The organism is Paramagnetospirillum kuznetsovii (assembly GCF_003284725.1).
GTDB lineage: Bacteria > Pseudomonadota > Alphaproteobacteria > Rhodospirillales > Magnetospirillaceae > Phaeospirillum > Phaeospirillum kuznetsovii.
Map to the genome: position 1 here is coordinate 11,990 of NZ_PGTO01000002.1, position 14,265 is coordinate 26,254.

Sequence of the window (14,265 nt, forward strand, 5' to 3'; positions counted from 1 at the left end):
ATAGTGCCAGACGGAAGCCGTCACCAGTGACGTTACGGAATCATGACGAATGAGGAAAATCGGTGAATACGGAGGAAACGCCCATTCCCCGCAACGCTTCTTCCCGTCGGGCGTCATTGACCGTGTAGGCCAGTACACATAGCCCGGAAGACGTGACCTCGGCAACCCGTCCCGCATCAAGATCGCGATGATCGGCATGGATGGCTTTGCAGCCGTAGCGTTCGGCATGGCTTCGCCAGTCGGCGGGAATGGCGCCCACCAACAGTCCGCGCGGCCATTCCGGCGCCGTCGCGCGGGCCACCTCCAGGCAATCCCAGGCGAAACTTGAAATCAGCGGCAAGGGCCGATTGTCCGGCCACAGGGCCAAGGCATGGTCCAGGGCGACGCGGCCGGTTTCCCCCTCGCGCCCGGCATCGGGCTTGATCTCCATATTGATGCCCAGGCCAAGGTCCAGGCACAGGCGCAGCACCTCGTCCAGGGTGGGAACGCTCTCGCCCGCGAAGTCGGGGCCGAACCATGATCCGGCGTCCAGCGTCTTGATCCGGTCCAGCCCTTGGGCCGCCACCGGTCCCGTGCCGGTGCTGGTGCGGTCCAGATCGTCGTCATGAAAGACCACCGGATGGCCATCGGCGCTCAGGCGGACGTCGAATTCCACCATGGCGGCGCCCAGGGCGGCGGCCCGGCGAAACGAGGCGAGGGTATTTTCCGGGGCCACGCCGCAGGCGCCGCGATGGCCGATAACCGGCGGTAGGATCACGGCTGGGCGAGCATGGCCCGCACCCGCTCCGTCACCGTATCCACCGAAATGGCGGTCATGCAGCGCGCCTCGGTGCAGGCGGATTTGCGGTGGTTGAAGGCCGAAACGCAGGGCGAGCACGCCAAGCCGGCCGTGATGAATTGGGCATTGGGATTCAAGGCGCCGTACAGCGCCGGGGTCTCGGGGCCGAACAGCACGATGGTCTTCAGGCCGGTGGGGGCGGCGAAGTGGGCGGGGCCGCTGTCGTTGGTCACCATCAAGGAGCACAGCGTATAGAGCGGCACCAGATCGTCCATGCCGGTGAAACCGGCCAGATTGGCGACACGGTCGCTGCCCGCCGCCGCGCACAGGCGCTTGGCCTCGTCGTGCTCTGACCGCACGCCGGAAATCAGGATGGCGAGGTCGGGATCTTCCAGCAGGCGCCGGGCCAGTTCGGTATAGCGCTCCACCGGCCAGCGGCGCAGCGGCATCAGCTCGCTGGCATTGGGGTTGAGCAGCACCCACTTGCTCGCCTTGGCCAGCGCCGGGAAGGCGGCCGCCAAGCGGGCGCGGAATGTGTCCACCGACGCGGTCGACGGCGAAAGCGGCGCCAGCCGGATTTCCTCGTCGGAAAAGGCGATCTTGGTGTGGGGGATGGTCCCGGCGGGCTCGGTCAGGCAATGGACCAGCGCCAGGAAGCTCTTGGCCACGTGGTGATGCGGGTTGAACAGCACCCGGTGGGTCAGCAGCTCGCCGCGATACAGACCCTCGCAATGGAAGCGGTGAAAGCCCACCCGATTGCGGGCGCCGCTGAAAAACGTCAGCAGGGCGGTAAAGCGCGAGAACATTTCCATGTCGATGGCGGCGAACAGGTCGAGGCGGCGCATGGCGATGATGGCGCGCACGGTATCGACCACCAGGGTGACCAGATTGTCGGCGCGGATGGTCAGGGTGTTCTCGGGCCGGATGGTGCCGATGATGTCCAGGCTGGGACGGTTCTTGGCGAAGATCAGGAAATACAGGCGGGCATCGGGGAACAGGGTCTGGGCGCGGCGAAAGGCGGAATCGGCGATGACGGTGCTGCCCATCTCGGACAGTTCGATGAATAGGATGTCGCGACCATTGCCGGGTTTCTCAGGGCTGAACAGGCGCCACAGGCGATGGCAGAGGGACACGACGGCGCAGAGCGGAACCCCCACCCAGTAATCGATCTGGCGCATCCTATCGACGTTCACTTCGGCCCCCGTCCTTGTTACTGCTCGAGTTCCTTGAAGGTTCCCTGGCGATAGCCCTCGCCCAGCCAGATCTCGTAGTGGTCGATCACCCGCCCCCCCCAGGCACGATCCAGGCTGCCGACCAGTGTCATCCTGTCGAAAAAGCGTCCCGCGTCTTCCACCCCTCGGTGGCTGGCGCGGCTGACGAACAGGCCGTTCCGGCCCTTCAGGCCATCCACGTCCCTGGCATCATACGAAGGAATTCTGGGAATGCCAGCCGAACCGGTCAGGAACACCTTGGGATGATCGGGAAGGTAATAGCTGAGAATGCCGCTCAGCTCATGCTTCTGGACGAAGACGAAGGCGTCCGGATGAAGCCTGCGCTGGGCATCGACCGCCTCGGCCACCTTGTCCCAGCCGCCCAGCCGACCGAGAGGATCGGCCTTGCCCGGAATGGGAAGGATGGCGCTTGCCATCTGGACATAGACCGCCACCACCATGACACCGCCCAGGATGGGGGCGGCGAGGAACAGGCGGCGCAGCCACGGGCGGCGGGCCGCCAGACGGAAACCGCCCACCGCCGCCATGGTGGCGCCCAGATAGGCCGGTCCCGACCAATGGGGCTGAACCAGCCCGCCCAGGCTGTGCTTGATGAAGAAGATCAATACCGGCGCCGAGGTGGCCCCCAGCAGGAACCATTCCGGCCGCTTGCTCCGCCAACCGCGCCACAGAGCCCAACCCATGCCCCACAGCACGAAGCCAAGCAGCAGCGGCGTCATCACGCCGATTTGGGTGGCGAGGAAGGTCGCCAAGCTCTTCAGCGGGCTGGTCACCGGGGTGTCGAAGGAGTGGGCCAACTGCTTCTTGAACGACATCCAGTCATTCATCAGGTTCCACAGCAGGACCGGCGCGGTGCAGGCCAATGCAAGGGCGATGGCCAGATAGAAGTGGCGGCTGCGCAGCCAGACGCGCCCTTGCGGAAACAGAACGAAGACGGCCAGCACGCCGGGCGCGATCAGCACCATGGTGTATTTGCTGATAAATCCCAACCCCAGGGCCGCCCCCAGGGCATAGATCCAGATGGGATGGCCGCTCTTCAGCAAGCGGATCATCGCCCACAGGGCGGTGGTCCAGAACACCAGAAGCGGGGCGTCGGGGGTGGCGGTGACGGAGGCGGCGCCGAACAGGATGGTGGCGTTGAGCCACAGCGCCGCCAAAAGCCCGGTCCAGGCGTCGTCGAAGGCGGTCCTGGCCGCGTCGAACACCAGCCAGCTGACGACGGCGCCCGAGATGACGGTGGGCAGGCGCACCGCCAGCTCCGAGTCGCCGAAGACCCAGTTGGAGGCGGCCATTCCCCAAGCCATCATGCCGGGATGGTCGAAATAGGATAGCTGCAAGCGGCGCGACCACAGCCAGTAATAGGCTTCGTCTCCCGACAGCAGGGACGCCCCCGCGACGCCGAGGCGCATCGCCGTAATGGCCGCGATCGCCGCCAACAGAAAGACGGCGGGATCGAGCGGCTTGGGCGTCGGGCTCGACGCGGTTGTCAAGAACCTGCCTCCGGTGCACGGGATATCGCGGCGCCCGGCAATAGCACGAAACCCCTTGCCAATCCAGATGGCTCGGTTGTCGAACCGCCGACATCCCTCTATATGAGATGACGCATCAAGGGAGGGTCGATCATGATTGGAATTCATCGCGCGGGAACGCTGTCCCTGGTTCTCGCCGCCTGTGCCGCGCTTGCCGCCTGCGACGGCGATCCGTCGGATGCGGATATGAAGGCGGCGGTGGAGCAGACCTATGGCTCCATCAACAAGGAGCTGGGAAGCGTCGGCAAGATGATCGGCAAGGATCTGACCACCACCATCAAGGCCTTCAAGAAGCTGGGCTGCGCCAAGGCCGAGGGCAATCCCGGCTATCGCTGCGACTTCGAGATGACGCTGAACGGCCCCTTGGGGGAAAAGACCGAAAAGGCCTCGGGCCGCTTCGTCAAGGGCGACAAGGGCTGGGCCGTCATGGAAAAGTGATCAGGCCCGCTGCGCCTTGCGGGTGACCTGAATGCGCAGCTCCCCCGGCAATTGCTCCAGCAGGCGCAGCAGGGCGCCGACCCCGATGGGAACGCGCGATCGCCCGTCGGCCCAGCGCCAGACGGTGGTGGGGGCCGGTTGCTGCTCGCCAAGGTCGTCGAGAAGCCGGGCCAGGGCCGCCTGGGACAGGCCAAGACGCTGTAAAGTTTCGGTGAATTCTTCTTCGGTCATTTCACTCTCATCCCGGCGATGCCGTGTGCGTGGCGCAAACGAGTCTCGGCATGAGTGAAAAATGCATAGGTAAGTCAGCGGTGTCAATCTCCGGCATAGGCCATAAGTAATAATTCTTATCGACCAATAGCCTGCCGAGAGACAATTGAGGATCGTCCCGTAGCCCTATTCTTCTTTTAGGATATTCCCCTTCTCGCGGATTGCCAGTTCGGCGAGGGGGTGGTGCCGCTGGACCAGCCGGATGCGGCTTGCGTCGAGCACATGGGTATAGATCTCGGTGGTGGCGATGTCGGCATGGCCCAGCATCTGCTGGACGCTACGAAGATCGGCGCCGCCCGCCAGCAGATGGCTGGCGAAGGAATGGCGCAGCACATGCGGCGACACCCGCGCCGGCTCGAGCCCGGCGGCCAGGGCGACGCGCGCCAGCATCTTGGCGAAGCCGGACCGGGTCAGGTGCCCGCTGCCGCCATGGGAGGGAAACAGCCAGCGGGACGAATTGCCCTTGGGCAGGGCCGCGTCGCGTACCGAGCACCATGCGGCCAAGGCGGCGCGGGCAGGGTCCGACAGCGGCACCATGCGCTCCTTATCGCCCTTGCCGCGCACGATCAGCACGCTGGGATCGCGGGCGACGGCGCTGACGGGCAGCGTCATCAGTTCGGAAACCCGCATGCCGGTGGCGTAAAGGGTTTCCAGCAAGGCGCCCATCAGCACGCCCGCTTCGCCGTCCAGGGCCTTGGCCGCCGCCAGCATGGCCTCGACCTCTGCCTCGCTCAGATATTTGGGCAGCGGCCGACCCAGGCGGGGGGAATCGATATTGGCGGTGGGGTCGTCGGTCCGCAGGCCCTCGGCGAACAGGAAGCGGTAGAACTGGCGAATGCAGGACAGCCTGCGGGCCTGGGTGCGGGGCGCCATGCCCAGGGCCGCCTGACGGCCCAGCCAGGCCTTGATGGCCTTGGCGTCGGCGGCCATTGGATCGCCGACGCATTCTTGCAGGTCGTCGAGATCGCGGCGATAGGCGTCAAGGGTGTTGGCCGCCGCGCCGCGCTCGGCGGCCAACATTTCCAGGAAGGACTCGGTGTGTCGGGTCATGATGCGGCCCGTCCTCTTTCGCCGGAATGCGGCTGGGACGGCCGCGCTCCAAGCATGACGCCACTCCGGGAGCGCGGGCTTCCAGCCCGCAAGTGTCACGCCTATGGGCCTACTTCTCCCGGCCGGATGCTCCGCAATCGCTGATGGCCTTACCCAGTTCATGGCAGATCCGTTTGCCCGCGGCCTCGTCGGCGGCGGGGGCGAACAGGCGGATGAACTTGCCCTTGCCCTTGAGATCGACGGCATGGGTCACCGGTTGCAGCGCTTTCAGACTGGCCGATTGAGCGGCGAGGATGCCCCAGCCCTTCTTGGCCCAGGCCTCGGTCTTGTAGGAGGCGAGATAGACCAGTTTGGGCGGGGCGGCGGGCGCCGCCGGAGGGTCCATGGCGATGGCGGGCGCCGCTATTGCCATGTGCGCTACCGGGGCCATGTGCGCTTCCGGGGCCATGGACGGTTCCGGCGCCATGGGGGCAGGCCGGGCCGCCAGCTTCTCGCCGTGCTCCAGACGCAGAAGCCATGGCCCATGGCGGGTCAGCATGCTGCCGTCGGCCAGCACCGCATAGGTGGCGAAGCGCTGTCCGGCGCAGGTCACCTCCAAGACGCCGACCGGGGACTCCAAGGATTGCGGCAGCGGCGAGGTGATTGCCCCCACCACGGAGCCGAGAACCCCCTTGGAATCGCCATAGCTGGGCCAGGGACAGGCGCGCCCGGCCACGTCACCCGCCATGGCGGCGTCCATGCGGACCATCTGTCCCAAGGGGGACGACCCCATATCGGTGACACCGCCCGCCGGGAAGGAATCGGTGACGACCCAGGTGCCCCCGAAGGCGGTGGCGGGACTGTCCATGGTCGTCGGTCCGGAGGAGCAGGCGGCCAGCAGCAGCGCCACCGGCGCCGCCGCTGTCCAATGCCGAGGAAGACTGGGCCAGAGAAGACGGGGCTTCATCGGCGACCTCACATCACGTCAAGCAGAAGTTTGCGGCGGTTCAGCGGCATCACCGGCCGCGCATTCATGGGGAACAGCTTGGCGAAGCGGGCGATCTGGTCGGCCGAGGCGGTGATGGCCTGGCGGAACACCACCCACTGCACCACCTCCGAACAGGGCGGCGTGGTCAGGGAACCGGCATAGCGGAATGACAAGGTTTCCTTGGGCAGCAGCATGGAGGCATCCAGCATGCCCGGCGCGTTGACCGATTCACCACCCTTGGTCGGCATCACCTGCCAGATGGCTTCCAGGGCCGGATTGGCGGCGCCCTTGGCGATCATCACGCCTAGCACGGCAAGACCGCCGTCGGCCGCCTTATGGACGAAATGGCATTCCATGTCGAAGGCGGCGCCGTCGACGGTGTGTTCGCTGGGGGTATGAAAATGGAATTGCAGCAGGTCGTAGGACTTGCCGTCCAGCGCCAGATTGCCGCCACCGGCGCAATCCACCTGAATGGTGTGTCCGTTGTTCTGCACCTTCAGCGGCATCGGCCGCCACGACGGCACCGGGTCGCCCATGATGGCGGCGACGGGCTTGGTCAGATCGATGGGAGACTGTTCCTTGCCCATGGAGCAGGCGGCGTATTCGGGGGCCAGCGAGCCCCATTCCTTGGGACCGCCATGGCCTTCATAGGCCCAATGGGCGCCTTCCGCCGCGACGGCGTTGGCGATGCTTCCACCACAAGCGCCGCACAGGCAGGCGGCTCCGGTGGCGTGACGCAGAAACGAACGACGGTCCATGGGCAATCCTCCCGAGATTAAGCCGAATTCATGATCAGCCTATCTCGGAAGGTGGGGGGCGTCCATCCTCGTTGCGACGACGCAATTGCCCTGGGCTACTCCGCCGCGACGATCCGATCGCGGCCGACCGGGTGTTCCAGCCGGGCCAGCATCTCCTTGGGCGCCACCTGCCAGAACTTCGGCAACTCGCGGTCCCAGTCGGTCAGGATGGCCTCGGCCCAGGCCGATTGGGTGGCCTCGGCATGTTCGCGCACCAGATCCTTCAGCACGCCCTGCCAGTATTCGGTCTCGGGCCGCAGCCAGATCACCGATTCCGGATTGGCCCGCTTGGGGAAGCTGGCGTCGGCATCGTAGACGAAGGCCATGCCGCCGGTCATGCCAGCGGCGAAATTGGCCCCGACGGCGCCCAGGATCACCACGGTGCCGCCGGTCATGTATTCGCAGCCATTGGAGCCGCAGCCCTCGATCACCGTCACCGCGCCGGAATTGCGCACGGCGAAGCGCTCGCCCGCCTGACCGGCGGCGAACAGCTTGCCCGCCGTGGCGCCGTACAGAACGGTGTTGCCGATGATGGTGTTCTCGTTGCTCTTCAGCCTGGCGGCCACGGGCGGGCGCACGATGATGGTGCCGCCCGACAATCCCTTGCCCACATAGTCGTTGGAATCGCCGAACACCTCCAAGGTCAGGCCCTGGACGGCGAAGGCGCCCAGGCTTTGCCCGGCCGAACCGCGCAGCCGCACGGTGACATGGCCGGGGGCCAGTCCGGTCATGCCGTGCTTCTTGAAGATCTTGTGGGACAGCTTGGTTCCCACCGCGCGTTCCACATTGCGGACATTGTAGTCCAACTGCATCTTCTCGCTGCCTTCCAGGGCGGGCTTGGCGTCCTGGATCATGCGGGCGTCCAGGGTCTCGGGCACCGCGTTGGCGGTCTCCTCGACGCAATAGCGCGGGAAGCCGCCGGTATCGGCCTGGGCCAGCAGCGGGTTCAGATCCAGATCGTCCAGATGCGACGCGCCACGGCTGACCTGGGACAGCAGGTCAGAGCGGCCGATCACCTCGGCCAGCGACTTGGCGCCCAGCGAGGCCAGGATTTCGCGGACCTCCTCGGCGATGAAGCTGAACAGGTTGACCACCTTTTCCGGGCTGCCGGTGAACTTGCCGCGTAGCGCCAGATCCTGGGTGCACACGCCCACCGGGCAGGTGTTGGAATGGCACTGGCGCACCATGATGCAGCCCATGGCCACCAGGGACGAGGTGCCGATGCCGAATTCCTCGGCCCCCAGCATGGCGGCGATGACGATGTCGCGCCCGGTTTTCAGACCGCCGTCGGTGCGCAGGCGGACCCGGTGGCGCAGGCGGTTGAGCGTCAACACCTGATGGGCTTCGCTCAGGCCCAGCTCCCACGGCAGACCGGCGAACTTGATGGAGGTCTGGGGCGAGGCGCCGGTTCCCCCCACATGGCCGGAGACCAGGATGGTGTCGGCCTTGGCCTTGGCGACGCCCGCCGCGATGGTGCCGATGCCCGAGCGCGAGACCAGCTTGACGGTGACGCGGGCCTCCGGGTTGATCTGCTTCAGGTCGTAGATGAGCTGGGCCAGATCCTCGATGGAATAGATGTCGTGATGGGGCGGCGGGCTGATGAGCATGACGCCGGGGGTGGCGTGACGCAGCTTGGCGATCTCCACCGTCACCTTGAAGCCGGGCAACTGGCCGCCCTCGCCGGGCTTGGCGCCCTGGGCGACCTTGATCTCGATCTCGCGGCACATGTTGAGGTATTCGGCGGTGACGCCGAACCGGCCCGAGGCGATCTGCTTGACCGCCGAATTGGCGTTGTCGCCGTTGGGACGGGGGCGATAGCGTTCGCGGTCCTCGCCGCCTTCGCCCGACACGCTTTTGGCGCCGATGCGGTTCATGGCGATGTTCAGGGTGCCGTGGGCCTCGGGGCTCAGCGCGCCCAGGCTCATGCCCGGGGTCAGGAAGCGCTTGCGGATCTCGGTGATGCTTTCCACCTCGTCCAGACGGACCGGCTGGGCCAGGGGCTTCAGGTCCAGCAGGTCGCGGATGGTGATGGGCGGCAGCCTGCGCATGCCGTCGGAATACTTCTTGTAGAGCGCGTAGGAATCGTCGGACACCGCCATTTGCAGCATATGGATCAGGGGGCCGTCGAAGGAATGGGCCTCGCCGCCGCGCCGCACGCGGTAGAAGCCGCCGATGGGCAGCACCGGGGCGGCGCCGCCGAAACCGACGGCGTGCTGTTCGATGCTCTTCTTCTGGATGCCGGTCAGGCCGATGCCGGAAATGCGGGACGTCATGCCGGGGAAGAACTCGGCCACCAGGGTGCGCGACAGGCCCACCGCCTCGAAATTATAGCCGCCGCGATAGGAGCTGACCACCGAGATGCCCATCTTGGCCATGATCTTCAGCAGGCCCTGATCCAGGGCGTATTTGTAGCGCCGGACGCATTCTTCCAGCGACATGGCGCCGAACAATCCGCGCCGCTGGCGGTCCGCGATGGCTTCCTGGGCCAGATAGGCGTTGACGGTGGTGGCGCCGACGCCGATCAGGACCGCGAAGTAATGCACGTCCAGGCACTCGCCCGAGCGGACATTGAGCGAGGTCCAGGTGCGCAGATGCTCGCGCACCAGATGGGAATGCACCCCGCCCGCCGCCAGGATCATGGGGATGGCGGCGCGGTCGGGACCGGCGCCTTCGTCGGTGAGGATCAGATGGGTGCAGCCGCCGCGAACCCGGTCCTCGGATTCACGCCGCACCCGCGCCAGGGCGTCCTTCAGGGCGTTGTCGCCGCCCTTGGGGTCGAAGGTGCAGTCGATGACGGCGGCCGCCGCGCCCATGTATTTGCGCATGGCGACGAGTTCGGCGTTGGACAGCACCGGGCTTTCCAACTGCAACAGGTCGCACTGGCTTTCATCCTCGTCGAGGATGTTGCCCAGATTGCCCAGCCGGGTCCGCAGGCTCATGACGCGGGACTCGCGCAAGCTGTCGATGGGCGGATTGGTGACTTGGCTGAAATTCTGCTTGAAGAAATGGTGCAGGCCGCGATAGCCCTCGGACAGCACCGCCAGCGGCGTGTCGTCGCCCATGGAGCCGATGGCTTCCTTGGCGTCTTCCACCATGGGGTGCAGGATCAGCTCCATGTCCTCCATGGTCAGCCCATAGGTGGATTGGCGGCGCTTCAGCGCCTCGGCCGACAGCTCGGCCGGTTCCGGCGCCCCGGTGCGCACCAGGGAATCCAGTTCGGTGATGCGCTTGATCCAGGCGGAGTAGTTGCGCCGCGCCGACAGCAGATCCTTTAATTCGCCGTCGCGATAGAAGCGTCCGGCTTCCAGGTCGATGGCGATGCTCTGGCCGGGGCCGACGCGGCCCTTTTCCACCACATCGGCATCGGCCACCTTCACCATGCCGGTCTCGGAGCCCAGGATCAGCAATCCGTCCCGCGTGATGGTGAAACGCATGGGCCGAAGGCCGTTGCGATCCACGCCCGCCACCACCCAGGCGCCGTCGGTGGCGCAGATGGCCGCCGGGCCGTCCCACGGCTCGATCACCGAATTGCAATAGCCGAAGAAGGTGCGATGGGCCTCGGGCATCAGGGCGTTGGAACCCAGGCTTTCCGGGATCAGCATCTGCTTGACCAGCGGCGCCGGGCGACCGGCGCGGCACATGACCTCGAACACGTTGTCGAGCGCCGCCGAGTCGGAGCCGCCGGGCTGGACGATGGGCTTTAGATCCTCCATGGCGGTGCCGAAGCTCTCGTGCTCCATGCGGGGCTCGTGGGCCTTCATCCAGTTGATATTGCCGGTCAGCGTGTTGATCTCGCCGTTATGGGCCAGCATGCGGAACGGCTGGGCCAGGCGCCAGGTGGGGAAGGTGTTGGTGGAATAGCGTTGGTGATAGATGGCGAAGCGCGACGCGAAGCGTTCGTCCAGCAGATCGGGATAGAAGGTGGTCAACTGCTCGGCCAGGAACATGCCCTTATAGATTACCGAGCGGCAGGACAGCGAGCAGATGTAGAAGTCGGTCACATGCTCGGCCAGCACCCGCTTCTCGATGCGGCGGCGGATGATGAACAGGTCGCTTTCGAAGCGGTCCTCGGGCGTGCCCAGCGTGTTGGCCACCATGATCTGTTCGATCTCGGGGCGGGTCGCGTTGGCCTTTTCGCCGATGATGGAGACATCCACCGGCACCTGACGCCAGCCATAGATGGCATAGCCGAAATTCAGGATCTCGGTCTCGACGATGCAGCGGCAGGTCTCCTGCGCGCCCAGATCGGTCTTGGGCAGGAACACCATGCCCACCGCCAGATGACCGGGCTTGGGCTCGTGGCCCTGATGGCGGATGTGATCCTTGAAGAAGTCCTGGGGGATTTCCACATGGATGCCCGCGCCGTCGCCGGTCTTGCCGTCGGCATCCACCGCGCCGCGATGGAACAGAACCTTCAGCGCCTCGATACCGGCGACCACCACGTCGCGCCTTGCCTTGCCGTCCAGGGCCGCCACCATGCCGACGCCGCAGGCGTCATGCGGGCTGGTGTCGATGCCGGCCGCTTCCAGGATTGCCTGGTTGGCGCGGTATTGGGAGACGAAATCGGACATAATGCTCTCCTCGACCCTTGGGGCCAGACCCTGACGGGGGTATTCACCACGAAGGCGCGAAGGCACGAAGAAAAGGGGAAGGATGACTTTCTTCTGTTCTCTTCTCTTCTCTTCTCTTCGTGTCTTCGTGCCTTCGTGGTTAATTTAATTTATTCAGCGGCCTGAGCGATCTTCGCCGACACGTAACGGTGAATGGCGTCGGCGGCGTCGCGGCCGTCCTTGATGGCCCAGACCACCAGCGAGGCGCCGCGCATGATGTCGCCCGCGGCGAAGACGCCGTCCAGGCTGGTCATCAGGCTTTCGTCGGTCTCGACGGTGCCCCATTTGGAGACCTTGAGATCGGGGGCGCCGAACAGGGCGGGCACGTCCTCGGGGTCGAAGCCCAGGGCGGCGATCACCATGTCGGCGGGCAGGCTGAAGGTGGAGCCCTCGATCACCACCGGGCTTTGGCGACCCGAGGAATCGGGCATGCCCAGATGCATGCGGTTGGCCTTGACCCCCTCGGCGCTGACGGATTCGGGGGCGGCCATCCAGACGAAGTCGACGCCTTCCTCCTCGGCATGGGCGACCTCGCGCTTGGAGCCGGGCATATTGGCGCGGTCACGGCGATAGAGGCATTTCACCGACTTGGCGCCCTGGCGGATGGCGGTGCGCACGCAGTCCATGGCGGTGTCGCCGCCGCCGATCACCACCACCGACTTGCCCCTGGCATCCAGTTCCGCCGGGGTTCCGGAATCGCCAAGCCCCTTGCGGTTCTGGGCGATCAGGTAGTCCAGGGCGGCATGCACATGGGGAAGCCCGGCGCCGGGAATGCCCAGCGGCTTGGCCTTGTAGACGCCGGTGGCGATGAGGATGGCGTCGTGACGGGCGCGCAGCTCGTCGAACCCGACGGTCTTGCCGATTTCGGTATTGGGGGCAAAGGCGATTCCGGCTTCGGCCAGCAGGCGGATGCGGCGTTCCACCACCTCCTTTTCCAGCTTGAAGCCGGGAATGCCGTAGATCAGCAGGCCGCCCATGCGGTCGTGGCGGTCATAGACGGTGACGCCGTAGCCCCGGCGGCGCAGCGCCTCGGCCGCCGCCAGACCGGCGGGGCCGCCGCCGATGATGCCGATGGTGCGGCCCAATTCGGCGGTGGGCAGCACCGGCTTGACCCAGCCCTGGGCGAAGGCATGTTCGGTGATGTGCTTTTCCACCGCGCCGATGGTGACATTGCCGTGCCTGGACTGTTCCAGCACGCAAGACCCCTCGCACAGGCGATCCTGCGGGCAGATGCGGCCGCAGATTTCCGGGAAGGTATTGGTGGCGGAGGAGACGGCATAGGCCTCTTCCAGGCGGCCCTGGGCCGACAGCATCAGCCAGTCGGGGATATTGTTGCCCAGTGGACAGTGGATGGAGCAAAACGGGATGCCGCACTGTTCGCAGCGGGACGACTGGTCGCCCGCCGTGGCGGGGGCGAAGGCCTCGCTGATCTCGCCGAAATCGCCGCGCCGCTCGGCCGCTCCACGCTTTTCGGGCATGCGCTGATGAAGATGGGTGAATTGCAGCATCTTGCGGGTCATGGCGGGATCCTTCGCACCGAAACGGCGGAAATTTACGTCAGAAGCGCTGGCTGTTCAATGGAAAAGGAGATTATTGGACAGCTTTGCTGTCATTAAACTGCGGCTATTTCAGCATGGCCGCCATGCGCTCTCCGTGCAAAGCGGAGCTTCTGACGAAATTAGTCCCATATCGGACCTATCAAGACTCTCTTTCGAGCCGTGCCGTGGGAGTGATATAAGGGCTTGGGCGTATAGGGGGGATACCCTGGTGACCTTGCTTGATGTTCTGGTCGTTGCCCTAATCCAAGGGCTGGGGGAAGTGCTGCCGCTGGGCGCCTCGGGCGTGCTGGCGGCGCTGCCCATGCTCGCGGGCGGTCCGGAAGCCCGCGCCGCCCTCTCGGTCGCGGCCCATCTCGGCATTCTGCTGGCGTTGATGCTCTATTTCTGGCGCGAAGTGGCGGCCATGACCGTCGGCATCTGGCGCTTGGGCAAGGGCAAGCCGGACGGGGGCTCTTATTTGTTCCTGCATGTGGCTGTGGGGACCGTTCCGGCGGCACTGGCCGGATGGTTTCTGTTCGACCTCGTCTTTGGACTTTATGGTCCGCTGACGGTGGGCGTGGTGATCGTGGTCGGCGGCTTGCTGCTGCTCGCCTGCGACAAGCTGGGCGTGACGGTCCGCCGTATCGAGCATGTGGGATTCATCGGCTCGCTCTTCCTGGGCGCCTTGCAGGTTCTGGCGCTGCTGCCCGGCGTCTCGCGCACCGGCATCACCATCACGATCGCGCGGCTGCTGGGTTGGGAGCGTCAGTCGGCGGCGCGGTTCTCGCTGCTGCTGGCCATACCGCTGATCGCGGGCCATGCGGGCAGGACTTTCTGGGGGGTGTCGCAGCGGGCGGAGCTGATCTTGTCCGCCGATCTGGGCATTGCCGCCGCCGCCGCCTTCCTTGCCGCCCTGCTGGCGGCGGCCTTCATGATGGCATGGGTCGAACGCCGCACCTTCCTGCCCTTCGCGGTGGCGCGGGTGGCGATCGGTGTCGGCGCCCTGACCCTGGCGTTGTGGATGAAATAGCCCTCAAGCGCCGGGCGTTCGCGCCA

The 14,265-nt window shown here is 65.8% G+C and carries 11 protein-coding genes; 2 read left to right on the forward strand and 9 right to left on the reverse strand.

The features are described 5' to 3' along the window. Positions 1-40 precede the first annotated feature (40 nt). From ugpQ to CU669_RS02715, 3 genes are read right to left on the reverse strand one after another with little or no spacing between them, the layout of a single operon-like run. Complete coding sequence (ugpQ, locus tag CU669_RS02705) at positions 41-757, reverse strand: glycerophosphodiester phosphodiesterase (RefSeq protein ID WP_112142289.1); 717 nt, start codon at positions 755-757, stop codon at positions 41-43. Next, positions 754-1,971, reverse strand: coding sequence for a glycosyltransferase family 9 protein (locus tag CU669_RS02710; RefSeq protein ID WP_239988503.1), 1,218 nt, complete (start codon positions 1,969-1,971; stop codon positions 754-756). Before CU669_RS02710 ends, ugpQ begins: the two co-directional genes overlap by 4 nt. A gap of 17 nt (positions 1,972-1,988) precedes the next feature. Beyond that, on the reverse strand, positions 1,989-3,500 hold the full coding sequence (locus CU669_RS02715) for an ArnT family glycosyltransferase (RefSeq protein WP_239988504.1): 1,512 nt from the start codon (positions 3,498-3,500) through the stop codon (positions 1,989-1,991). Between the two features lie 132 nt (positions 3,501-3,632). Here CU669_RS02715 and CU669_RS02720 point away from each other — a divergent pair, with 132 nt between their 5' ends. Beyond that, positions 3,633-3,977, forward strand: a complete 345-nt coding sequence (locus tag CU669_RS02720; RefSeq protein ID WP_112142291.1) for a hypothetical protein — start codon at positions 3,633-3,635, stop codon at positions 3,975-3,977. On the opposite strand, the gene CU669_RS02725 is transcribed toward CU669_RS02720, so the two are convergent. The 6 genes from CU669_RS02725 to CU669_RS02750 all read right to left on the reverse strand — a co-directional run bounded on the left by CU669_RS02725 (position 3,978) and on the right by CU669_RS02750 (position 13,191). Then, positions 3,978-4,208: a helix-turn-helix domain-containing protein gene (locus tag CU669_RS02725; RefSeq protein ID WP_112142292.1), complete on the reverse strand. Its 231-nt coding sequence runs from the start codon at positions 4,206-4,208 to the stop codon at positions 3,978-3,980. Between the two features lie 165 nt (positions 4,209-4,373). Further along, positions 4,374-5,297: a site-specific tyrosine recombinase XerD gene (locus tag CU669_RS02730; RefSeq protein WP_112142293.1), complete on the reverse strand. Its 924-nt coding sequence runs from the start codon at positions 5,295-5,297 to the stop codon at positions 4,374-4,376. Positions 5,298-5,406: 109 nt separating this feature from the next. Next, the gene (locus CU669_RS02735; RefSeq protein ID WP_112142294.1) at positions 5,407-6,243 is read right to left on the reverse strand and encodes a hypothetical protein; all 837 of its coding nucleotides are present in this window, start codon (positions 6,241-6,243) and stop codon (positions 5,407-5,409) included. Positions 6,244-6,251: 8 nt separating this feature from the next. Then, positions 6,252-7,022, reverse strand: a complete 771-nt coding sequence (locus CU669_RS02740) for a carbonic anhydrase (protein WP_112142295.1) — start codon at positions 7,020-7,022, stop codon at positions 6,252-6,254. Positions 7,023-7,117: 95 nt separating this feature from the next. Beyond that, positions 7,118-11,632, reverse strand: a complete 4,515-nt coding sequence (gltB, locus tag CU669_RS02745) for a glutamate synthase large subunit (RefSeq protein ID WP_112142296.1) — start codon at positions 11,630-11,632, stop codon at positions 7,118-7,120. 149 nt (positions 11,633-11,781) lie between these two features. Then, on the reverse strand, positions 11,782-13,191 hold the full coding sequence (locus CU669_RS02750; RefSeq protein WP_112142297.1) for an NAD(P)-dependent oxidoreductase: 1,410 nt from the start codon (positions 13,189-13,191) through the stop codon (positions 11,782-11,784). Between the two features lie 247 nt (positions 13,192-13,438). Here CU669_RS02750 and CU669_RS02755 point away from each other — a divergent pair, with 247 nt between their 5' ends. Then, positions 13,439-14,239: an undecaprenyl-diphosphate phosphatase gene (locus CU669_RS02755; protein WP_112142298.1), complete on the forward strand. Its 801-nt coding sequence runs from the start codon at positions 13,439-13,441 to the stop codon at positions 14,237-14,239. The last annotated feature ends 26 nt before the right edge of the window (positions 14,240-14,265 follow it).